Origin of the sequence: Paraburkholderia sprentiae WSM5005 (assembly GCF_001865575.2) — a bacterium.
Taxonomy (GTDB): domain Bacteria; phylum Pseudomonadota; class Gammaproteobacteria; order Burkholderiales; family Burkholderiaceae; genus Paraburkholderia; species Paraburkholderia sprentiae.
Genome location: NZ_CP017561.2, coordinates 777001 through 799697 on the forward strand (window position 1 = coordinate 777001; position 22697 = coordinate 799697).

A 22697-nucleotide genomic window follows, 5' to 3' on the forward strand; every position below is an offset into this window, starting at 1 on the left:
GTCTTGACCCTCGTTACTCGGGTGACCGCTGCGCTTTCCACGTGACGCAGCGGTCGTTTTCTTTTTGGAGAATCGCCCATGAAGTTTCGTTTTCCCGTCGTCATCATCGACGAAGATTTCCGCTCCGAGAACATCTCGGGTTCCGGCATCCGGGCTTTGGCCGAAGCCATCGAGAAAGAAGGCGCGGAAGTGCTCGGGTTGACGAGCTACGGCGATCTGACCTCGTTCGCGCAGCAGTCGAGCCGCGCGTCGTGCTTCATCCTGTCGATCGACGACGACGAACTGCTGCCGTACGTCGATAACGTGGTCGTCGAAGGCGAGACGCCCGAACTCGCGGCCGCGATCGTCGCGCTGCGCGCGTTCGTGACCGAAGTGCGCCGCCGCAACGCCGACATCCCGATCTTCCTGTACGGCGAAACGCGCACCTCGCGCCACCTGCCCAACGACATCCTGCGCGAACTGCACGGCTTCATCCACATGTTCGAGGACACGCCCGAGTTCGTCGCGCGCCATATCATCCGCGAGGCGAAGGTGTATCTGGATTCGCTCGCGCCGCCGTTCTTCAAGGAGCTGGTGCAGTACGCGGAAGAGGGTTCGTACTCGTGGCACTGCCCGGGCCACTCGGGCGGCGTCGCATTCCTGAAGAGCCCGCTCGGCCAGATGTTCCACCAGTTCTTCGGCGAGAACATGCTGCGCGCCGACGTCTGCAACGCGGTCGACGAACTCGGCCAACTGCTCGACCACACCGGTCCGGTCGCGGCCTCGGAGCGCAACGCCGCGCGCATCTTTAGCGCCGACCACGTGTTCTTCGTGACCAACGGCACCTCCACGTCGAACAAGATCGTCTGGCACGGCACGGTCGCGCCCGGCGACATCGTGCTGGTCGACCGCAACTGCCACAAGTCGATCCTGCACGCGATCACGATGACCGGCGCGATTCCGGTGTTCCTGACGCCGACGCGCAACAACTTCGGCATCATCGGCCCGATTCCGCGTAGCGAGTTCGAACCGGAGAACATCCGCAAGAAGATCGAGGCGAACCCGTTCGCGCGCGAAGCGCTGGCGAAGAACCCGAACCTGAAGCCGCGCATCCTGACGATCACGCAAAGCACCTACGACGGCGTGATCTACAACGTCGAGATGATCAAGGAAATGTTGGGCGAATGGCTCGACACGCTGCACTTCGACGAAGCGTGGCTGCCGCACGCGGAATTCCACGAGTTCTACCAGGACATGCACGCGATCGGCGCGGGCCGTCCGCGCATCGGCGCGATGGTGTACGCGACGCACTCCACGCACAAGCTGCTCGCCGGCATCTCGCAGGCTTCACAGATCGTCGTGCAGGATTCGAAGAACAGCCGCTTCGACAAGCATCGCTTCAACGAGGCGTATCTGATGCATACGTCGACGAGCCCGCAGTACGCGATCATCGCGTCGTGCGACGTGGCCGCGGCGATGATGGAAGCGCCGGGCGGTACCGCGCTCGTCGAGGAGTCGATCGCTGAAGCACTCGACTTCCGCCGCGCGATGACCAAGGTCGACACCGAATACGGCGACGACTGGTTCTTCAAGGTGTGGGGCCCGGACCAGTTCGCCGAGGAAGGCATCGGCTCGCGCGACGACTGGATGCTGCGCCCCAACGACGCGTGGCACGGCTTCGGCCCGCTCGCCGAAGGCTTCAACATGCTCGACCCGATCAAGGCGACGATCGTCACGCCGGGTCTCGACATGGACGGCGGCTTCGGCGAAACCGGCATTCCGGCCGCGATCGTCACGAAGTACCTGGCCGAGCACGGCATCATCGTCGAGAAGACGGGTCTGTACTCGTTTTTCATCATGTTCACGATCGGCATCACGAAGGGCCGCTGGAACTCGATGGTGACCGAGCTGCAGCAGTTCAAGGACGACTACGACAACAACCAGCCGCTGTGGCGCGTGTTGCCCGAGTTCGTCGCGCATCATCCGATGTACGAGCGCGTCGGCCTGCGCGATCTGTGCCAGCAGATCCACAGCGTGTATCGCGCGAACGACATCGCGCGTCTGACGACCGAGATGTACCTGTCGAGCATGGAACCGGCGATGAAGCCGTCCGACGCGTTCGCGAAGCTCGCGCACCGCGAGATCGACCGGGTACCGATCGACGAACTCGAAGGCCGCGTCACGTCGATCCTGTTGACGCCGTATCCGCCGGGTATTCCGCTGCTGATTCCGGGCGAGCGTTTTAACCGGACCATCGTCAACTATCTGCGTTTCGCGCGCGAGTTCAACGAGCGTTTCCCGGGCTTCCATACGGATATCCATGGGCTGGTCGGCGAAATGGTCAATGGACGCATCGAATACTTCGTCGACTGCGTGCGCATTTGACGATGGCGCGGGTGAAGCTCCTGCCGGGCCTGCCAGTTATCGGGCGCTGGCCGCGCGGGGCCGGCGCGCTGCTCTTCGCGCTGGCGGCCGGCACCGTGGCGTTCGGCGGCATCGCGAGTCCGGCCGCGCATGCCGAGGTGGCCGCCGCCGATCCGATCGACGCGTCGATGCGCGCATGTCTCGCACGCGCCGACATGTCGACGACGATGGGGCAGGTGCAGTGCATGGACAATGCGCGCATCGGCTGGAAGACCGCGGTCGATAACGCGTATCAGCAGTTGCTCGCGAAGCTGCCGCCCGCGCGGCGCAGGCGGTGGGAAAAGAGCCAGTCGAGCTGGCTCGCGTCGCGCGATGCCGAGAAGCAGTTGCTCGCCGCGGTGTTCGCCACGACCCAGGGTTCGACGTACGTGCTTTCCGAAGCGGACATGCAACTGCAGCCGGTGCGCGACCGCGCGCTCGCGCTGCGCGGCGCGCTTGCCGATGCGAGCGGACCGATGCCGCGCCGGCCGCGCGCGTGCAACGCCGATGCGCGTTGCGAACACGCGATGTTCGACCTGAACCGCTATTACCGTGTACTCGAATCGAAGATGCCGGCGCAATCGCGCCCGACGCTCGCGCGCGCGCAACGCGCATGGCGCGCGTATCTGACCGCGTCGACGCCGCTGGTCGACGAGCACGGACGTATCGACATCATCGGCGCGCGCGTCGCGACGATCAAGCGGCTTTCCGAAACGGCCGGTAACCACTGACGGCCATCGACCGGCGCGAATCCCGGCGCATTCAATCCCATCGATAGCTGTCTTCGCGCGGGCGTGGCGGGGCGAGCTCCGGCTCCCCGCGCAGATCGCGCATTGCATCCTCGATCACCGCGGACATCGTGTTGAGCGCGAGGTCGTTGTCGTCGGTACCGAACGGTTCTTCGAGCTGCGACGCGATCGCTTCGTGCGCCATGAACGTGTACGCGACGAACACTGCGAACACCGGCGTGAAAATGCCGATGCTGTCGACGAGCCCGAACGGCAGCGACGCGCAGAAGAAGTACACGGTGCGGTGGATCATCACCGAATAAGCGAACGGCAGCGGCGTCGAGGCGATGCGCTCGCAGCCGCCGATCACATCCGACAGTCCGTTCAGATTGCGGTCGAACGCGAGCACCGTCATCGGATCGAGCGCGCCCGCGCGGGCCGCGCGCTGCACCCATTCGCCGAGGCACAGCATCAGCGTGGCCGGCTTGTAGCGCGACGCCATCACGCGTTCGAACAGCGCGCCGGGCAAGCGCGCGGCCAGATCGTCGCGCGCATCGGTCCTGCGCAACTGATGGCGCAGCGCATGCGGCAGCGCGTTCAGTATCGCCAGAAACGTGGCGGCATCTTCTTTCGGCAACTCGCGCGACGGCAAGGTCAGCGCCTGGCGCGTCAGCGAGCGCGATTCATTGAGCAACTGCCCCCACAGCTTGCGCGCTTCCCACCAGCGGTCGTAGCTCGCGTTGTTGCGAAAGCCGAGGAATACCGCAAGCGCAATGCCGACCAGCGAGAACGGCGCGGTCGTGTTCAGGTTCAGGCTGACGGGCAGCAGATGATCGTGTGCGGCGAGCGCAATGATCGAGATGAAGAAGATCAGCAAGAGCCGCGGCAGCAACTGCGGCAGCACCGAGCCGCGCCACGCGAGCAGCATGCGAAACCAGTGGAGGTGCGGGCGAACGATCATGGCAAAGCGGCTCGAGCTTAAGCGATAGAGCGCCTATTATCGATCGCTTTTCGCGTCCCGAAACAGAAAAACCCGTGGCGAGCGCATCGAAGACGATGCGCTCGCCGCGGGTTCGTTCACCGCAAGTGGACCGGGACGGCCGCTCACTCAGCCTCAGTCGCGCGCCGACGAAGCCGCGCCGTGGCTGAGCCAGTCGAGTACGGCGGTCGCGTCGTCGTCAGCGCCGTCGCGCGCTTTTTCGACCGTCTCGGCGACGTCGTCGCTCGGCACCGCGCGGCGAATCGCCACCCCGACCGCGAGGATGTCGATCATCACGAGGTGCAGGATGCGCGAGATCATCGACAGCTGCGACTCGCGAATCTCGATGTGATCGGTTTCCAGCGCGACGGTCGCGCGCTTCGCGAGCGGTGTATTGCTCGACGTGATCGCGATCACCTGCGCGCCGGCCTGCATCGCGACGTCGAGCACGCGCAGCAGCTCGGGCGCGCGCCCCGACTTCGACACCGCGACGATCACGTCGCCCTTGCCGAGCAGTGCGGCCGAGGCCGCCTGCATGTACAGATCGCCGTACGCGATGGTCGGAATGCCGAAGCGGAAGAACTTGTAATGCGCGTCCTGCGCGACGATGTTCGAATTGCCGAGCCCGTAGAACTCGATGCGCCGCGCGCCGTTCAGCAGGTCGATGGCGCGCTCCACGTGCTCGAAGTTCAGATGCTCGCGCAACTGCAAGATCGCGGACACGGTGTTGTCGAGCACCTTCGCGCCGAAGTCGGTCGCGGTGTCGCCGAGATGCACCTGGCTGTGGCTCACCGGAATCGTGCCGGTCAAACCGGTCGCGAGCTTCAGCTTGAAATCCGACAACCCCTGGCAGCCGAGCGAGCGGCAGAAGCGGATCACGGTCGGCTGACTGACGTCGGCCTTGCGCGCGATGTCGACGATCGGATCGTTGATGATCGAACGCGGATGGTTCAGCGCGAGATCGGCAACGCGGCGCTCGGCCGGCGTCAGCGCGTCGCGCATCTGGCGAATCCGCTCGAACACCGCCGAGGAGCTGCCGCCCGCGCGGTTCGACAACTGCTCCGCGAGAATCGCCGATACGCCGAGAAACGCCGGATATTCGGCGGTGATCACATAGGTCGGCACGTTCTGCAGATACGCCTCGAAGCGGCCCTTCGCCTCGAAGCGCTTGCGGAACGACGAGCGTGCGAAGAACTCGCCGAGACGTGGCACGACGCCGCCGCCGATGTAGATGCCGCCGAGCGCGCCGAGCGTCACCGCGATATTGCCGGCGAAGGTGCCGAGAATGCCGCAGAACACGTCGACCGATTCGGCCGCGAGCGGCTCGCCATCGAGCGCGCGCTTGACGACGTCGGCCGTGTCGACGCTGGCCGCCACGCGCTTCTTGTCGCGGCCCGCGAGCGCGCGATAGATGACCTCGATGCCCGGACCCGCGGCCACCCGTTCGAACGACACGTGCGACCACTTCTTGCGCGCGTACTGCAGCACGATATCTTCACGCTCGTCGGCGGGCGCGAACGTGGCGTGGCCGCCTTCGCTGCCGAGCGCGATCCAGCGGTCGTCGGCGGGGATCAGACCCGACACGCCCATGCCGGTGCCGGGGCCGAGCAGGCCGATCACGCTGTTCGGCCGGCGCTGGCCGCCGCCCACCTGCACGCGCTGCGCGTCGGTGAGGCCGGGCAACGCCATCGCGAGCGCGGTGAAGTCGTTGACGACGAGCAGCGTGTCGAAGCCAAGCGCGCGGCGCGTCGCTTCGATCGAAAAGCTCCAGTCGTGATTGGTCATGCTCACCTGGTCGCCGTCGACCGGGTTCGCAATGGCGATCGCCGCATGATTGACGCGGCCGATCTTCGTGTCCTTCAGATACGTGTTGATGACGTCGGCGACACTCGGGTAGTCGGCGCAAGGATAGACCTGCACCGAGCCGATTTCGCCGGGGCCGGTCTCGAGCGCGAAGCGCGCATTGGTGCCGCCGATGTCGGCCAGCAGCCTCGGTCCGTCGGCGTGCTGGCCCGCGCCCGGTACCGCTTTAGTTTGCACACCAGTAGACATCGAGTCTCACTCCCTTGTCGTTTGCCAGCTGCGAGATGGCATTTTTTTGTAGCACAGCGGACGCGGCGTTGAGCACGTCCAGCTTGCGCGGTCCTGCGATCAGCAGAAACAGATGCTTCACGTCCTTCAGCGCGGACAGCGACCAGCTCACGCGCGCGTGCGGCGCCGCGCCCGGATGCACGGCGACGAAACGCTCGGTTGTGGCGATCGCGTGATCCCATTCGGGCGCGTCGGCGAAGATCGACGCGGTGTGGCCGTCTTCGCCCATGCCCAGCACCGCGACGTCGGGCACCGCGGCAAAGCGCGCATCCGCGTTTAGCGCGGCGACGTGCGCGTGCAGATCCTGCGTCGTGTCGACGAGTGGCCAGAAGCTCGCGTGTTGCGCGGCGTTCTGCAGCAAGGTGGCGCGCGCGAGCTGTGCGTTGCTCGCGCTGTCCGTCTCCGGCACCCAGCGGTCGTCGACCAGCGTGATCGCGATACGGGGCCAGTCGAAGGCTTGCGTCGACAACGTTTGGAGGAACGGACGCGGACTGCTGCCGCCGGACACGGCCAGCATGGCCGGGCGCGCGAGCGGGGTTGACGTGCCGGTGCCGGCCGCCTGTGCGGCAAGCGACGCATGTAGCGCGTCGCCCACCGCTTTCGCCAGCGCGTCGGATTGCGCGCGCTGGTCGTCGAAAGCGTGAAGCTCGATCACTTCTCCTCCGTGCTGCTTTCTTGTTAGGTCTGTGGAATCGCCCTGACTGCTCTCGCGCGATGCCTGCAATTCATCAAACTCAATTCTCTTCCTCGAGCCAGCAGGTGCCGTGCTGGGCGAGCATCGCGCTCGCCGCGGCCGGTCCCCACGTGCCTGCCGCGTACGGCTTGGGCAGCTTGGTCGACGCCTTCCATTCGTTCAGGATGGGTTCGACCCAGCGCCATGCGGCTTCCTGTTCGTCGCGCCGCACGAACAGCGCGAGGCGGCCGTTGATCACGTCGAGCAGCAGCCGCTGATAGGCCTCCATCTGGGCTTCGCGGAAGAACCGGTCGAACGCGAGATCGAGGTACACGCTCGCGAGGTTCATGCCCTCGCCGGGCTGCTTCGCGAGACAGTACAGGCGAATCGTCTCGTTCGGCTGCAGACGGATCACGAGACGATTCGCGCCCGCACGCAGCGCCGATGCGCCGAGCGCCGAATGCGGCACCGCACGGAAATTAACGACGATCTCGGCGACGCGATCGGCGAGCCGCTTGCCCGTGCGAAGGAAAAACGGCACGCCGGCCCAGCGCCAGTTCTCGATCTCGACCTTCAGCGCGACGAACGTCTCGGTCGAGCTGTCCGGCTTCACGCCGTGCTCGGTCGCGTAAGCCGGCACTGCGTTGCCACGGATCACGCCCGAATGATACTGGCCGCGCACCGCGACCTTGCCGATTTCGTGCGGATCGATCGGTTTAAGCGCGCGCAGCACGCGCAGTTTTTCGTCGCGCACCGAGTCGGAATCCATCGAGTGGGGCGGCTCCATCGCAACGATCGCCAGCAGCTGCAACAGGTGGTTCTGCACCATGTCGCGCAGCGCGCCGGTATTGTCGTAGAAATCGCCACGCGCTTCGACGCCGAGTTCCTCGGCGATTGTGATCTGGATGCTCTCGACCCACTCGCGACGCCACAGCGGCTCGAACAGCGCATTGCCGAAGCGCAGCGCGAGCAGGTTCTGCACCGGCTCCTTGCCGAGATAATGGTCGATCCGGTAGATCTGTTCTTCCGCGAAGATTTCGCCGACTGCATCATTGATTGCGTTCGACGACTTCAGATCGTAGCCGAGCGGCTTCTCGAGCACGATGCGCGCGTTGTGGTTCAGACCCACCGCGGCGAGCGCATGGCAGATCGGCACAAACAGCGACGGGCCGGTCGCCAGATAGAACACCCGAATGCCGGGCATATCCTGGATGGCGTCGCGCAGTTGCGCGAAATCTTCCGGATTGCCGAGATCGATCTTCACCAACTCGATGCGCGCGAGGAAGCTCGTCCATGCGGCTTCGTCGACGCCGTTCTTCGACGCATGCGGCTTGACGTGCTCGTCCACCCATTGCAGGTACTCGCCACGATCGGCCACGTGCCGCGCTACCGCGACGATCTTGCCGCTGTCGGCGAGCATGCCGCCCGCGCGGTGCGCCTCGAACAGTGCGGGCAGGATCTTGCGCATCGACAGATCGCCGGTTCCGCCGAAGAGAACGAAGGTGAAGCTTGAGTCGGTTTGCATGAGTCTCCGCCGCTATCCTGAAGGCCGCCGCGCTGACAGACACTGCATGCGCAGCGGCCTGGAAGGACGACCGTAGTCCAATAAAATATTTTTTGACACTGAATTGTAGTTTAACTACAATCCAAATCAAGAGGTAGCGTTAATTCGATGAAAAAAGCGTGCGCTGTAGAGGCGGAATGCACGTCTTTGCGAATCGGCGGGCGTCCCCGGGCATGCTACGGACAATGGGACAACGCCTTCCGGTGCGTATCAAGCACCTCGAGTCTGCAGCGCGATGCGGGCAGGCAAAAATCAAAAGAGGAGACAGTCAGTTGCATCCCGAACCACTCACCTCTTGAGCGTCTAGCGGCCGGACATCGGTCCGCCGGCACATGCCCTCGCGCATGCGCCCGACCATGCACGATCGCCCAGTGTTTTGCCTGTTTGAACCAACCACAGCACCCTGGCGACATCAGGGGCCATTCGTTTTTTTGTTCAGGTGTCTGGAGGAGATAAGCAATGAAATTTCGCGCGATCATGGGCGCTCTGTGCGCTGCGGGTCTGATGTGTGGCGTGTCGGCCGTGCAGGCTGCCGAGTCGATCGAAGTGCTGCACTGGTGGACTTCGGGCGGCGAATCCAAGGCCGTCGGCGTCCTCAAGGACGACATGACGAAGCAGGGTTACACGTGGAAGGACTTCGCGGTCGCGGGCGGCGCTGGCGCGGCGGCCATGACGGCATTGAAAACGCAGGTGATCTCGGGCAACGCGCCGAGCGCCGCTCAGATCAAGGGTCCGCTGATCCAGGACTGGGCTTCGCAGGGCGTGCTGGTGCCGATCGATTCGGTTGCGGGCGACTGGAAAAAGAATCTGCCGCCGGAAATCGACAAGATCATGCACGCGGACGGCCACTATGTCGCCGCGCCTTTCTCGGTGCACCGCGTGAACTGGCTGTACATCAACAAGGCAGCGCTCGACAAGGCAGGCGGCAAGGTGCCGACCACGTGGCCTGAGTTCTTCGCGGTGGCCGACAAGATGAAGGCCGCGGGCATCCAGCCGATCGCGATGGGCGGCCAGCCGTGGCAAGACCTGACGCTGTGGGAAGACGTTGTGCTGTCGCAGGGCGCGGACTTCTACAAGAAGGCGCTCGTCGACCTCGACGAGAAGACGCTGACCTCGGAAAAGATGGTTGGCGTGTTCGACACGGTCCGCAAGATCCAGGGCTACTTCGACGCGGGCCGCACGGGCCGCGACTGGAACCTGGCAACGGCCATGGTCATCAACGGCAAGGCCGGCATGCAGTTCATGGGCGACTGGGCGAAGGGCGAGTTCACCAACGCCGGCAAGAAGTCGGGCACCGACTACATCTGCGCCGTGGTGCCGAACACGGACAAGGCCTATACGTTCAACGTAGACTCGTTCGTGTTCTTCCAGCAGAAGGGCCAGAAGGCCGCGACCCCGGGCCAGCTCGCGCTCGCAAAGACGATCATGTCGCCGCAGTTCCAGGAACAGTTCAGCCTCTACAAGGGCTCGATCCCGGTGCGTCTCGGCGTGCCGATGGACAAGTTCGACGACTGCGCGAAGAAGTCGTACGCGGATGAGCAGGTCGCGATCAAGGCTGGCGGTTATGTGCCGTCGCTCGCTCACGGCATGGCTCAGCCGGATGCCGCGGCAGGCGCGATCTCCGACGTCGTCACGAAGTTCATGAACTCGCAGGAAGATTCGAAGACCGCGGTTCAGGCACTCGCGAAGGCAGCGAAGACCAAGTAAGCGTAAGTACGAAGCGTTGCGCCCGGCGGCTGGCATCTGAAGCACCGGGCGCACCTTCGGGCCGTGTCGGGTCGGACCTCCGGCGCCACGCGGCTCACCCTGGTTTCATCGAGTCACACCCAGGCCGTCACGGTCCCGCGCCATGCACGCACGGTAAGCCGGACGGTACAGTTTCAGCAGGAGTCGAGTAGTGACTGCTTCCATCAGCGGGAACGGGAAAACGGCCACCGTCGCCCGCCGCACGTCGCCCATGGCGGCCCTTGCCGATCGCTATATTCCGAAGCTGGTGCTCGCACCCAGCGTCGTCATCAGCCTGATCTTCGTGTATGGCTTTATCGCAATCACCGGCTATCTGTCGCTGTCTACGTCGCGGCTGATGCCTCGTTGGGAGTTCGCGGGCCTCGAGCGCTATCGCGAGCTGTTCCAGAACGACGTGTTCTGGACCTCGGCCGCGAACCTCGGCTGGTTTGGCATTCCGTTCATCGGTATCTGCATCGGGCTGGGTCTGCTGCTCGCGATCCTGCTCGATCAGCAGATCCGCAACGAAGGCGCGCTGCGCGCCGTGTTCCTGTATCCGATGGCGCTGTCGTTCATCGTGACCGGCACCGCGTGGCAATGGATTCTGACGCCGAGCATCGGCATCGAGAAGGTGTTTCACGACTGGGGCTGGACGAGCTTCTCGTTCAACTGGCTGGGCGATCCGGACAAGGCGATCTTCTGTATCGTGATCGCGGCGGTCTGGCAGTCCACCGGCTTCGTGATGGCGCTGTTTCTCGCCGGTTTGCGCGGCGTCGACAGCGAAATCTTCAAGGCCGCGCAGATGGACGGCGCGAACCTGCCGACCATCTACCGCAAGATCGTGATTCCGAGCATGCGGCCGGTGTTCTTCTCCGTACTGCTGATTCTTTGCCATATCACCATCAAGACGTTCGACCTGGTCGTCGCGCTGACCGCCGGCGGTCCGGGCACGTCGTCGTCGCTGCCGGCCATCTTCATGTACACGTTTTCGTTCAATCGCGGGCAGCTCGGCGTCGGCGCGGCATCGTCGATCATGATGCTCGCCACCGTGGTGGCCGTGCTCGTGCCGCTGATGTATATGGAATCGAGGAGCACCCGCAATGCAGCCTAAGATGACGATTAGCCGTGCCGTCATTTACGCGGCCCTGGTTCTGTTCGCCCTGTACTTCCTGTTCCCGCTGTACGTGATGCTGTCGACGTCGTTCAAGGACATCGACCAGCTGCGCACCGGCAACCTGCTGACGCCGCCGACCAGCTGGAGTGTCGCGCCGTGGATCAAGGCGTGGAGCGGTGCGTGTACCGGGGTGCGTTGCGACGGCATGCAGCCGTTCTTCATGAACTCGGTGCGCATGGTGATTCCGGCCGTGCTGATTTCGTCGATCATCGGCGCGTTCAACGGCTATGTGCTCACGCACTGGCGTTTTCGCGGCGCCGATCCGATCTTCACGATGCTGCTTGTCGGCTGCTTCATTCCGTTCCAGGCGATCCTGCTGCCGATGGCGCGCTTCGAAGGCTTCATCGGCCTGTCGAACACGGTGAGCGGCCTGGTGCTGGTGCACGTAATCTACGGTATCGCGTTCACGACGATGTTCTTCCGCAACTTCTACGTGAGCGTGCCGGCTGAACTCGTGAAGGCCGCGCGTATCGACGGCGCGGGTTTCTTCACGATCTTCACGAAGATCCTGCTGCCGGTGTCGCTGCCGATCTTCATGGTGTGCCTGATCTGGCAATTCACACAGATCTGGAACGACTTCCTGTTCGGTATCGTGTTCTCCGGCGTCGATTCGATGCCGATCACGGTGGCGCTGAACAACCTCGTGAACACCTCGACCGGCGTGAAGGAATACAACGTGGACATGGCCGGCGCGATCATCGCCGCGCTGCCGACTTTGCTCGTCTACATCATCGCCGGACGTTACTTCGTGCGCGGCCTGACCGCGGGCGCGGTGAAGGGCTAAATCATCGTAGAGCGACGGCGTTTCACCGAACGCGTGCCGCCGTCTCCTGACAAGACGTTTTCAAGCAGTACCAGAGACTAGAGGATTCACAGCATGGCAAGCCTTTCCATCCGTGACGTGTACAAGACCTACCCGAACGGGGTGCCGGTTCTGAAGGGTGTCAACATCGACATCGAAGACGGCCAGTTCCTGATTCTGGTCGGCGGCTCAGGCTGCGGCAAGTCGACGCTGCTCAACATGATTGCCGGTCTCGAAACCGTGACCAAGGGCGAGATTCAGATCGACGGCAAGACGGTCAACAACCTGTCGCCGAAAGATCGCGACATCGCGATGGTGTTCCAGTCGTACGCGCTCTATCCGTCGATGACGGTGCGCGAGAACATCTCGTTCGGCCTGAATATCCGCAAGGTGCCGAAGCCGGAGCAGACGCAGATCGTCGAGCGCGTGTCGAACACGCTGCAGATCAAGCATCTGCTCGATCGCAAGCCGGGCCAGCTGTCGGGCGGCCAGCGTCAGCGCGTCGCGATGGGCCGCGCTCTCGCGCGCGATCCGGTGATGTTCCTGTTCGACGAACCGCTGTCGAACCTCGACGCGAAGCTGCGTATCGAGATGCGTTCGGAAATCAAGCTGCTGCATCAGCGCCTCGGCACCACGATCGTCTACGTGACGCACGACCAGATCGAGGCGATGACGCTCGGCGACCGCATCGCGGTGATGAAGGACGGCATCGTCCAGCAGTTCGGCGCACCGCAGGACATCTACGACTCGCCGTCGAACCTGTTCGTCGCGGGTTTCATCGGTGCGCCGCCGATGAATTTCATCGAAGGCAAGCTGGTCGAGCAGGGCTCGGGCGTCGGCATCGAACTCGATACGGGCGTTGCGCGCAAGGCGCTGGTGCTGCCGTTCGATTCGGCGAAGGTGCGCTCGCACGTGGGCAACAACGTGATCCTCGGCCTGCGCCCGGAGCGCATCACCGACGCACGCGGCGCGCATGGCGACGACTCGAAGCTGCAGCCGGTCGAAGTGAAGGTCGACGTGATCGAGCCGACGGGTCCGGACACGCTGGTGTTCGCGCAGGTCAACGGCAAGCGTATCGTGAGCCGCGTACACCCGGCGTCGAACCCGCAACCGGACATGAACGCGACGCTGCTGTTCGATGCGTCGAAGGCGGTGCTGTTCGATCCGGCGAATGAAGAGCGGATTGCCTAAGCGCTGAATCCGTCGTTGCAGAAAAGCCCCATGCGTTGAATTGCGCATGGGGCTTTGGTTTTTTGCAGCCGCTAAGCCGCCTCGGGCGAGCGCAAGTCCGGATTACCGCGCGCAAGCTCGTCGACCCAATCGATGAACGCGCGCAACCGTGAGCTCAGATTGTGGCGGTGCGCATACAGAATCGACAACGGCGTGCGAGGGCTCGTGTAGTGACCGAGAATCTCCGTGAGCGCGCCTTGCTCGATCAGCTCGGCGACCATGAAGCGCGACGGCTGAATGATGCCGTGGCCCAGCACGCCCGCGCTGATGTACACGGAGCCGTCGTTGACGGCGAGCGTGCTTTGCATCGCGACGCGCTCGATTTCGCCGTCGACTTCATATTCGAACGGAAAGGTCCTGCCGCTGCGTGCGGACACGTAGTTGACGGCGCGATGCTCGGCGAGCTCCGCCAGTGTGGTCGGCGTGCCGAACTTGCGCAGATACGCCGGTGACGCACACGTGACGATGCGCGCAAGCCCGATGCGCTTCGCCACGAGGCTCGATTCTTCGAGCGTGCCCATGCGGATCACGCAATCGACACCGTCCTGGATCAGATCGATGTTGCGATCCGCGAGACCGAGGCGCACGTCGATCGCGGGATATTGCGCGTAGAAGTCGTCGAGCGCGGGCAGCAGCAGCGAGCGCGCGAGCGTGCCGGACGTGTCGACGCGGATCGTGCCGGCCGGATTCTCGCGCTTGTTCGATAGCGACGATTCGGCATCGGCGACGTCGGCGAGGATGCGCATGCAGCGCTCGTAGAACGACGCGCCGTCTTCGGTCACGCTGACCTGGCGCGTCGAGCGGTTCAGGAGACGCACGCCGACGTGTTCCTCGAGCGCCTGGATCGTACGACTGACCTTCGCGCGCGGCAGATCGAGCGATTCCGAAACCTTGGTGAAGCTGTTCGCTTCGACCACGCGCGTGAAGATCTCCATCGCTTCGAAACGGTCCATGGGGTGCCTTGTGAGTGGTGAGCCGACAGAACGGCGGGTCCGGCTTGCGACAAAACACGAAGTCTACAGTCAGCAAAACGGGTTGTCTGCCGGCGCCTCGTTCCCGCGAACCCGCTACCGCCGCTCGTTGCTCAGTCCCGGTCCGGCGCGCCCAGCGGAAACAGCGGCCGATACGGCCGCGCCTCGTCGACCGCGCGTGCGAACGAGGGCCGTGCGAGCAGCCGCTGCCGGTACGCGCGCACGTGCGCGAACGCGGGGTCGATCGGATGGGTCCAGTCGGCGTAGAAGAGCGACGGGGCGGCGCCGCAGTCGGCGAGGCTGAAGCTGTCGCCGGCGGCCCATTCGCGCTCGGCCATGTGCCGGTCGAGCCATGCGTACGCAGTGTCTAGCATCGCGCGCGCATCGGCGACGCCGCGCGCGTCGCGCTCGGTCTCGGCGCGCAGACTGTCGAAGACGATCTTCTGCTGCGGCGTCGACATGTAGTTGTCGAAGAAGCGGTCCATCGCGCGTACGTCGAGCGCGGCGCGCGGATCGGCCGGCAACAGCGCCACGGGCCCCGGATAATGCAGGCCCAGGTATTCGATGATGATGCTCGCCTCGATCACCGTGCGCCCGCCGTCGACCAGCACCGGGAAGCGCTTGATCGGCCACAGCGCGGCGAATTCGGCCATGATCCGCGGGTCGTCGTGCGCGAGCACGCGCATCTCGAACGGCGTGCCGTTTTCGTATAACGCGGTCAGGGCCTTCTGGCAGTAGGACGAGAACGGATGGGCATAAAGCTGGAGGGGCATCGCGATCACCTTTGACGGTTGCACAGCACGAGCACACGGTGACGATGTTGGCCACCGCGCGACGGCCAGGCTGGCCGTTTACCCCACGACGAACGACGGCCGAGAAAATCGACGTCAGACGTTCGCCTTCGCCCCTTGCGGCGGCAACGATCCCGGCTGCAACAGCACGACCACCGCGCCGGCGCCGCCGTCATGCGGGCGCGCCTGACAGAACGCGATCACCTCGGACTTCTGCACGAGCCACGCGCGCACCTTGCCCTTGAGCACCGGCTCCTTGCCGATCGACCCCAAGCCCTTGCCGTGAATTACGCGCAGGCAGCGCAGGCCGCGCTTGACCGATTCGCGGATGAATTCCGCGAGCGCCTCGCGCGCTTCGTCGCGCCGCATGCCGTGCAGGTCGATCTGCGACTGCACGATCCAGTCGCCGCGCCGCAGCTTGCGCACGACGTCGCGGCTCACGCCGGGGCGGCAATACGATAGCGTTTCGTCGGTTTCGAGCAGCACTTCGGGATCGAACTCGTCGGAGATCGCTTCGTGCAGCACCGCTTCCTCGTCGAGCAATGTCTGCACCGGCAGCGGCGGAGGGGGATTGCGCGTGAGCGTCGCGCGCGGCGCAATGGCGAGCGGCGCGACTTCGCCGATCTCGCGGCGGAACAGATCGGCATCGGCGGCCGCTTCGCGCTGCGCTGCTCGCGCCGCCGCCTGTTCGCGCTCGCGCCGCTCGGCGTCGCCCTTCAACGCTTCACGCAACGCGCCGAGTCCGGCGAGCCCCGACGCGCGATCGAGCTTCGGCGCGACCGCGGGCACCGCCGCTGCGGGCGCGGAACGCGTGGCGGCTCGAGGGCGTCTCGGTTCGTTCGGATGGGGCTGATTCTTCGGCATATCGGCAATACAGGCGGAAAGATCGATCGGTGATGCGCAGCCAGGGGTAAAAAAGACGAAGGCCGCCGGCATTGCAGCCGCGGCCTTCGTGAGCCAATCACGGCTGCGCTGCGCGCCACCGTCATTTTACTGTCGCGCCCGTTCTCGCGAGTTCACGTCGCCGTGCGGCAACGCGCAGCCGATCAGCGTTCCGCTTCCGCGCTCATCGCGTGCTCGCCCGCCATCTCGTTGATGGTCTCGAAATAGCGCTGCGCGTCGAGCGCGGCCATACAGCCGGTGCCCGCGCTCGTGATCGCCTGGCGATAGATGTGATCCTGCACGTCGCCGGCGGCGAACACGCCCGGCACGCTCGTCGCGGTCGCAAAACCGTTCAGGCCGCCCTTCGTGATGATGTAGCCGTTCTTCATCTCGAGCTGGCCTTCGAAGATGTCGGTGTTCGGCTTGTGGCCGATCGCGACGAACACGCCCTGCAGCGCGATGTCGGTGGTCTCGTCAGTCTGCGTGTGCTTGATGCGCAGGCCGGTCACGCCGGAGTTGTCGCCGGTCACTTCATCGAGCACATGGTTCCATTTGATTTCGACGACGCCTTCCTTCTGCTTCGCGAGCAGACGGTCGATCAGGATCGGCTCGGCGCGGAACTTGTCACGGCGATGGATCACGGTCACCTTCTTCGCGATGCCGGCGAGGTACAGCGCCTCTTCGACGGCCGTATTGCCGCCGCCGATCACGGCGACGTGCTGCTGACGATAGAAGAAGCCGTCGCAGGTCGCGCAGGCCGACACGCCCTTGCCCATGAACGCCTCTTCCGACGGCAGGCCGAGATACTGTGCCGATGCGCCCGTCGAGATGATCAGCGAGTCGCAGGTGTATTCGCCCGAATCGCCGATCAGGCGAATCGGCTTCTCGTCCAGCTTCGCCGTGTGGATGTGGTCGAAGATGATTTCGGTGTTGAAGCGCTCGGCGTGCTCGAGGAAGCGCGCCATCAGTTCCGGGCCTTGCACGCCGTTGGCGTCGGCGGGCCAGTTTTCGACGTCGGTCGTGGTCATCAGCTGGCCGCCTTGCGCAAGGCCGGTGACGAGCACCGGCGCGAGGTTGGCGCGCGCCGCGTAAACCGCCGCCGTGTAGCCGGCGGGACCGGAACCGAGAATCAGAACCTTGGCGTGTTTCGTTGCAGTTGCGGGCATGATCGAATCCTTGTACGGCGCGCGGCTCGCCGCTGCGTAGCCGTGCGTTTTGAACTGAAACTGTAGATGGGTATCAGCCCCACATTATAAAGGGCGGGGCACACGGCTGCGCCATCAAGCTTTCCGATCGTCCCGATAGCGTGGCGGGAACGCGCACGGCGCGGGCATGCGGCGCAATTTGACGAAATCAGGGCGCCTCGCGCATGCAGCGGTGGCCAAGCGGCCAAGTTACCGTCATTTACAGCCTCGCGCGGGACACAGCGTTTACAATAGCCCGGATCGAAGTTTCCGGTAGCCGGGATCGGGCCCGAAGCCGCGCGCGGCGAGGCTCGGGCCGCGTTCCCGGCGGCAGTTTCAGCCTGAACCGGCTACCCCAGGCAACAGGATCAATGGCAAAAGCTCCCTACACCGCGAGCGCGCAGGCATTGCCGCACCGCATGTCGCGTCTCTTCACCGAAATCCGCTGGATTCTCCAGGTCGCGCTCGGCGTGTTCCTGCTGATGTCGCTCGTCAGCTACAGCAGGCACGATCCGAGTTGGACCCACGCCGCGCAGGTCGACCATATCTCGAACTGGGCGGGCCGCGTCGGCGCGTGGACCTCCGACATTTTGCTGCTGCTGTTCGGTCTGTCCGCCTACTGGTGGATCGTGCTGCTCGGCCGCCACATCTCGGCGAACTACAAGCGCATCACCCGCAATGAAGAGCCGCACGGCGACGACGCGCCGCGTGGCGTAAGCTGGCTCGCGGACGCGTTCGCGTTCATGCTCGTGCTGCTCTCGTGCAACGGCCTCGAGGCGCTGCGCATGTGGTCGTTGAAAGTGCAGTTGCCGCGCGCGCCCGGCGGCGTGATCGGCGAGGCTGTCGCGCGCGGCATCTCGCATGCGCTCGGTTTCACCGGCGGCACGCTCGCGCTGCTGCTCGGTCTCGCGATTGGGCTGTCGCTGTACTTCCGCTTTTCGTGGCTGTCGGTCGCGGAGAAGGCCGGCGAATCGATCATTTCCGCCGTGACCTTCGCGAAGCTGCGCCGCGAGGCCGGGCGCGATCGCAAGCTCGGCGAAGCAGCCGCCGTGAAGCGCGAAGGCAAGGTCGAGAAGGGCCGTGTGCGCATCGAGGAGCACGAGCCGGTGATGATCGTGCCGCCCCTCGCCACGCCGGCGAAGTCGGAGCGCGTCGAAAAGGAGCGCCAGGTGCCGCTCTTCACGGATCTGCCGGGCGACTCCACGCTGCCGCCCATCTCGCTGCTCGATTCCGCGCCGGCCGCGCAGGAAACCATCTCTGCCGACACGCTCGAATTCACGTCGCGCCTGATCGAGAAGAAGCTGAAGGACTTCGGTGTCGAAGTGAGCGTGGTCGCCGCGTATCCGGGTCCCGTCGTCACGCGCTACGAAATCGAGCCGGCCACTGGCGTGAAGGGCAGCCAGATCGTCAGTCTCGCGAAGGACCTCGCGCGCTCGCTGTCGCTCGTGTCGATCCGCGTCGTCGAAACGATTCCGGGCAAGAACTACATGGCGTTGGAACTGCCGAACCAGCGCCGTCAGACCGTGAGCCTCTCCGAAATTCTCGGCTCGGCCGTGTATGCCGATGCCGCGTCGCCGCTCACGATGGGTCTGGGCAAGGACATCGGCGGCAAGCCGGTGTGCGCGGACCTCGCGAAGATGCCGCACCTGCTCGTCGCCGGCACCACCGGTTCGGGCAAGTCGGTCGGTATCAACGCGATGATCCTGTCGCTGCTGTACAAGGCAAGCGCCGAGCAGGTCCGCATGATCCTGATCGATCCGAAGATGCTCGAGATGAGCGTCTACGAAGGCATTCCGCATCTGCTCTGTCCGGTCGTCACCGACATGCGTCAGGCGGGTCACGCGCTGAACTGGGCGGTCGCCGAAATGGAGCGCCGCTACAAGCTGATGAGCAAGGTCGGCGTGCGTAACCTCGCCGGCTACAACAACAAGATCGACGAAGCGGCCAAGCGCGAGGAGAAGTTGCCGAATCCGTTCAGCCTGACGCCGGACGATCCGGAGCCGCTGACGCGTTTGCCGAACATCGTGGTCGTCATCGACGAACTGGCCGACCTGATGATGGTCGTCGGCAAGAAGGTCGAAGAGCTGATCGCGCGGATCGCGCAGAAGGCGCGCGCGGCCGGCATTCACCTGATTCTCGCGACGCAGCGTCCGTCGGTCGACGTGATCACCGGCCTGATCAAGGCCAACGTGCCGACGCGCATGGCGTTCCAGGTGTCGTCGAAGATCGACTCGCGCACGATTCTCGACCAGCAGGGCGCCGAGTCGCTGCTCGGCATGGGCGACATGCTGTATCTGCCGCCGGGCAGCGGTTTGCCGGTGCGCGTGCACGGCGCGTTCGTGTCGGATGACGAAGTGCACCGCGTGGTCGACAAGCTCAAGGAGCAGGGCGAGCCGAATTACATCGAGGGCATTCTCGAAGGCGGCGTGAGCGGCGAGGGCGACGAAGGCTCGGCGGGAACCGCGTCCACCGAAGGCGAGTCGGACCCGTTATACGACCAGGCGGTCGACGTCGTGCTGAAGAATCGCCGCGCGTCGATTTCGCTGGTGCAGCGGCACCTGCGCATCGGCTACAACCGGGCGGCGCGTCTGCTCGAACAGATGGAGAATTCGGGCGTCGTGTCGGCGATGTCGTCGAACGGCAATCGCGAGATTCTGGCGCCGGCGCGCGAGGCGGAATAGCCGTAGCCGTTGCGTACCGAATTCAATCAAGGGAGAAAAACTATGCAAGCAATCGCGCGGCAGGATGCCCGAGAGCATCAAGCGGGCCGCCTCGGTCAGCTCGCGCGCAAGATCGCGCGCACCGCTGGCAGTGTCGCGATCGGTGCGTCGCTGCTCGTCGCTTCGCATGCGTTCGCGAGCGGCACAGAGCAACTGAAGGCATTCGTCTCGCAGGTCCATTCGGCGCGCGGCACCTTCGTGCAGCAGGAAGTGCGCGCGCCGAGCAAGGCGCAGGGCGCGAGCGGCGCGCTGTCCACCGCGAACCCGGGCAAGCCGAGCACGTCGAGCGGCACGTTCATGTTCGCGCGGCCCGGCAAGTTCGTCTGGCAATATGAGAAGCCTTATTCGCAATTGCTGCAGGCGGATGGCGACAAGCTTTACGTCTACGACAAGGATCTGAACCAGGTCACGGTGCGCGCGCTCGGCAATGCGCTTGGCGCGAGCCCGGCGGCAATCCTGTTCGGCAGCAACGATCTGGACAAGAACTTCACACTGCGCGACGCGGGCGTGAAGGCCGGCATCGACTGGCTCGAACTGACGCCGAAGGCGAAGGACACGCAGTTCCAGCGTGTAGGCATCGGCTTCAAGGACGGCAATCTCGAAGCGATGGAACTGCACGACGTGTTCGGCAACGTGACGCTGCTGACGTTCTCGAACATTCAGAAAAATCCGCAACTGCCGTCAGATGCATTCAAGTTCACGGTGCCAAAGGGCGCGGATGTAATCAACGGATAAATCGCGTGGCCGGCGCTGACCTGCGGCACCTTCAAAAAAGCCCACAAAGCCGCGCTTGTCCAGCGCGGCTTTGTCATTTTGCGCGGCGCGAGGTGAACACGAAAATCGTCGCACCGGCAGATGTAAGGATTTAGTGCGAGACTGGAAAGACCGACGTCGCGCATGGGCATTCCCAATATTTGGTGCGCGTGTCTAATTATTTTTTGCTGCGACGCAACAAAATAGCGCCTAAACTGATCGAAGCTGATTGTCGCTTCGAATGTCTGGAAAGGTGAGGCATGTCATGAGATTGTCTTCTTCGCACGATTTGCGCTTGTCGCCGTCCCTGCATGTGTTCCAACAGGAGGGCGGATGGCATTGGGGGATTACGATTCCACGGTCGGCCGGGAGTGGTTTCAAGGTCGTTGCATATAGCGAAAAAACCTTTATCGATGAGGCCGAAGCGCATCGGGAAGGCAATCGCGCGCTTGCACGCTTCGCCGATGTGCCAGCCGTTGCGCTTGAACGGCAATAACGGCTTGGGATGTGGCATAACCATCCGTTATTTGAGTCGTGAATACCCGCAACGGTTACCGGCCGCTCTGAACCGAGATATCGCTTTTACTGTGACTTTCGCGGAATATGAAATCGCTCACGCGTTAAGCGTGAAACCGGACGGCGTGAACTGAGATCGAGTCACGTCGGCGCAAAGCGGCAAAAAATAGGCTGCCGCCAGTGCGACGCCATCAGGCTGACGCGCTCAGGCGTACGCGGTCTTGCGGGCCGATACCAACACGTAGTAGCACACCGCGCCGATCGCGAGCGACGGCAGCGTCGCACCGAGATTCGGCAGCCAATGATTGACCACCTGGTACGAGGCGATGCCGATCGCCCACGCGACGAACGCGCTCAGGTGCCAGCCACCCGAGAAACCGTAACGGCCGCGCACATCGGCGAGCACCGCGGCGTCGATGCGACGCTTGCGCACGATGAAGTGATCCATCAGCACGACGCCGAATAGCGGCGCGAACACCGAGCCGATCAACAGCAGGAAGTTCTGGTACTTCGCCATCGGCACGAGCAGCGCGATCAGCGTGCACAGCGCGCCGAACGCGGCCGACAGCAACGGCACGCTCGCGCGCGTCCAGAACGTGCCGGTCGACACCGCGGCCGAATGAATGTCGGCGAACGCATTGTCGATTTCGTCGATCAGGATCAGCAACAGCGCGAAGCCGCCGCCCGCTTGCGCGAGCGCGCCGGTCAGCAGCGCATCGCCGCCACCGGCCGCGAGGCCATAGACCGCGCCGAGCGCATAGAACCAGATGTTCGCGATGCCGTAGCCGTACAGCGTGCCGCGGAACGTCTCGCCGGCGCGTCGGCCGAAGCGCGTGTAGTCGGCGATCAGTGGCAGCCACGACAGCGGCATCGCGACCACGAGATCGACCGCGCCGCCGAACGACATGTCGCCGGTGGCGGGACGACGCATCAGGTCCGCGAGATGGTGGCGCGCGAGCAGGTTCCACGTGAGCCACGCGGCGCCCGCGAGCAGCAGCCAGATCCCCCACTTGCGCAGAAAGCGCCGCACGAACGACAGCGGACCGCTGATCGCGAGCAGCGTCGCTAGCAGGCCGAAGATCACGGTCCAGACGAGCGGCATCGACAGGCCGAACGCCTGTTTCGCGAGCGCGTCGGCGGAGTCGCGCATCACGATCACCTCGAACGAGCCCCAGCCGACCAGTTGCACCATGTTCAACACGGCCGGCACCGATGCGCCGCGCACGCCGAGCGTCGGACGCAGCGACGACATGGCCGCGAGCCCGGTGTCGGTGCCGATCACGCCAGCGAGCGCGAGCAGCACGACGCCGATCACGCTGCCGAGCACGATCGCGATGAGCGCATGCGGCAGCGACAGCCCCGGCACCAGCAGAGCGCCCGCCTGGGCGACGAGCAGGCCGATGCCGAGCGAGAACCACAGCGCGAACGCATCGCCGGTACGGAACGCGCGGCGCGCGTCGGGCACCGGCGTGAGCGGCGCGTAGGTGGAGCCGGCGTCGCCGGTGACAGAATCTTGAGCCATCTGATCTGGG

18 protein-coding genes are annotated in these 22697 nt (G+C 64.4%); 8 read left to right on the forward strand and 10 right to left on the reverse strand.

Features of this window, described 5'->3' with window-relative positions; translation table 11 throughout:
• Positions 1–78: 78 nt before the first annotated feature.
• Both BJG93_RS03660 and BJG93_RS03665 read left to right on the forward strand, forming a co-directional pair.
• The gene (locus tag BJG93_RS03660; protein WP_027196996.1) at positions 79–2364 is read left to right on the forward strand and encodes an arginine/lysine/ornithine decarboxylase; all 2286 of its coding nucleotides are present in this window, start codon (positions 79–81) and stop codon (positions 2362–2364) included.
• Positions 2365–2366: 2 nt separating this feature from the next.
• A complete protein-coding gene (locus BJG93_RS03665; protein ID WP_027196997.1) occupies positions 2367–3113 on the forward strand; it encodes a lysozyme inhibitor LprI family protein in 747 nt (248 codons plus the stop codon).
• A gap of 31 nt (positions 3114–3144) precedes the next feature.
• On the opposite strand, the gene BJG93_RS03670 is transcribed toward BJG93_RS03665, so the two are convergent.
• From BJG93_RS03670 to zwf, 4 genes are all read right to left on the reverse strand, one after another.
• On the reverse strand, positions 3145–4071 hold the full coding sequence (locus BJG93_RS03670) for a bestrophin family protein (RefSeq protein ID WP_027196998.1): 927 nt from the start codon (positions 4069–4071) through the stop codon (positions 3145–3147).
• Between the two features lie 153 nt (positions 4072–4224).
• A complete protein-coding gene (locus tag BJG93_RS03675) occupies positions 4225–6141 on the reverse strand; it encodes a bifunctional transcriptional regulator/glucokinase (protein WP_027196999.1) in 1917 nt (638 codons plus the stop codon).
• The gene (gene pgl, locus BJG93_RS03680; RefSeq protein WP_027197000.1) at positions 6119–6835 is read right to left on the reverse strand and encodes a 6-phosphogluconolactonase; all 717 of its coding nucleotides are present in this window, start codon (positions 6833–6835) and stop codon (positions 6119–6121) included. The genes BJG93_RS03675 and pgl overlap by 23 nt, the downstream gene beginning before the upstream one ends.
• 79 nt (positions 6836–6914) lie before the next feature.
• Complete coding sequence (zwf, locus tag BJG93_RS03685; protein WP_027197001.1) at positions 6915–8378, reverse strand: glucose-6-phosphate dehydrogenase; 1464 nt, start codon at positions 8376–8378, stop codon at positions 6915–6917.
• Between the two features lie 498 nt (positions 8379–8876).
• On the opposite strand from zwf, the gene BJG93_RS03690 reads away from it, so the two are divergent.
• The 4 genes from BJG93_RS03690 to BJG93_RS03705 all read left to right on the forward strand — a co-directional run bounded on the left by BJG93_RS03690 (position 8877) and on the right by BJG93_RS03705 (position 13309).
• On the forward strand, positions 8877–10124 hold the full coding sequence (locus tag BJG93_RS03690; RefSeq protein ID WP_027197002.1) for an ABC transporter substrate-binding protein: 1248 nt from the start codon (positions 8877–8879) through the stop codon (positions 10122–10124).
• A gap of 190 nt (positions 10125–10314) precedes the next feature.
• Positions 10315–11253, forward strand: a complete 939-nt coding sequence (locus BJG93_RS03695) for a carbohydrate ABC transporter permease (RefSeq protein ID WP_027197003.1) — start codon at positions 10315–10317, stop codon at positions 11251–11253.
• Positions 11243–12100: a carbohydrate ABC transporter permease gene (locus tag BJG93_RS03700; protein ID WP_027197004.1), complete on the forward strand. Its 858-nt coding sequence runs from the start codon at positions 11243–11245 to the stop codon at positions 12098–12100. The genes BJG93_RS03695 and BJG93_RS03700 overlap by 11 nt, the downstream gene beginning before the upstream one ends.
• A 93-nt stretch (positions 12101–12193) precedes the next feature.
• On the forward strand, positions 12194–13309 hold the full coding sequence (locus tag BJG93_RS03705) for an ABC transporter ATP-binding protein (protein ID WP_027197005.1): 1116 nt from the start codon (positions 12194–12196) through the stop codon (positions 13307–13309).
• Positions 13310–13380: 71 nt separating this feature from the next.
• Here BJG93_RS03705 and BJG93_RS03710 read toward each other — a convergent pair whose 3' ends face one another.
• From BJG93_RS03710 to trxB, 4 genes are all read right to left on the reverse strand, one after another.
• Complete coding sequence (locus tag BJG93_RS03710) at positions 13381–14301, reverse strand: LysR family transcriptional regulator (RefSeq protein WP_027197006.1); 921 nt, start codon at positions 14299–14301, stop codon at positions 13381–13383.
• Positions 14302–14432: 131 nt separating this feature from the next.
• On the reverse strand, positions 14433–15092 hold the full coding sequence (locus BJG93_RS03715; RefSeq protein WP_027197007.1) for a glutathione S-transferase family protein: 660 nt from the start codon (positions 15090–15092) through the stop codon (positions 14433–14435).
• A 114-nt stretch (positions 15093–15206) separates the two neighbouring features.
• Positions 15207–15974 (reverse strand): Smr/MutS family protein, encoded by a 768-nt coding sequence (locus BJG93_RS03720; RefSeq protein WP_027197008.1) that lies wholly within the window; start codon positions 15972–15974, stop codon positions 15207–15209.
• Positions 15975–16156: 182 nt separating this feature from the next.
• Positions 16157–17158, reverse strand: a complete 1002-nt coding sequence (gene trxB, locus BJG93_RS03725; RefSeq protein ID WP_027197009.1) for a thioredoxin-disulfide reductase — start codon at positions 17156–17158, stop codon at positions 16157–16159.
• Positions 17159–17547: 389 nt separating this feature from the next.
• On the opposite strand from trxB, the gene BJG93_RS03730 reads away from it, so the two are divergent.
• Both BJG93_RS03730 and lolA read left to right on the forward strand, forming a co-directional pair.
• On the forward strand, positions 17548–19857 hold the full coding sequence (locus BJG93_RS03730; RefSeq protein WP_027197010.1) for a DNA translocase FtsK: 2310 nt from the start codon (positions 17548–17550) through the stop codon (positions 19855–19857).
• Positions 19858–19899: 42 nt separating this feature from the next.
• On the forward strand, positions 19900–20631 hold the full coding sequence (lolA, locus tag BJG93_RS03735; protein ID WP_027197011.1) for an outer membrane lipoprotein chaperone LolA: 732 nt from the start codon (positions 19900–19902) through the stop codon (positions 20629–20631).
• A 196-nt stretch (positions 20632–20827) separates the two neighbouring features.
• Here the strand turns inward: lolA and BJG93_RS36350 are convergent, their stop codons facing one another.
• A complete protein-coding gene (locus BJG93_RS36350) occupies positions 20828–21163 on the reverse strand; it encodes a hypothetical protein (RefSeq protein WP_154671809.1) in 336 nt (111 codons plus the stop codon).
• Positions 21164–21370: 207 nt separating this feature from the next.
• A complete protein-coding gene (gene cytX / locus BJG93_RS03745; protein WP_027197012.1) occupies positions 21371–22687 on the reverse strand; it encodes a putative hydroxymethylpyrimidine transporter CytX in 1317 nt (438 codons plus the stop codon).
• Positions 22688–22697: the final 10 nt, after the last annotated feature.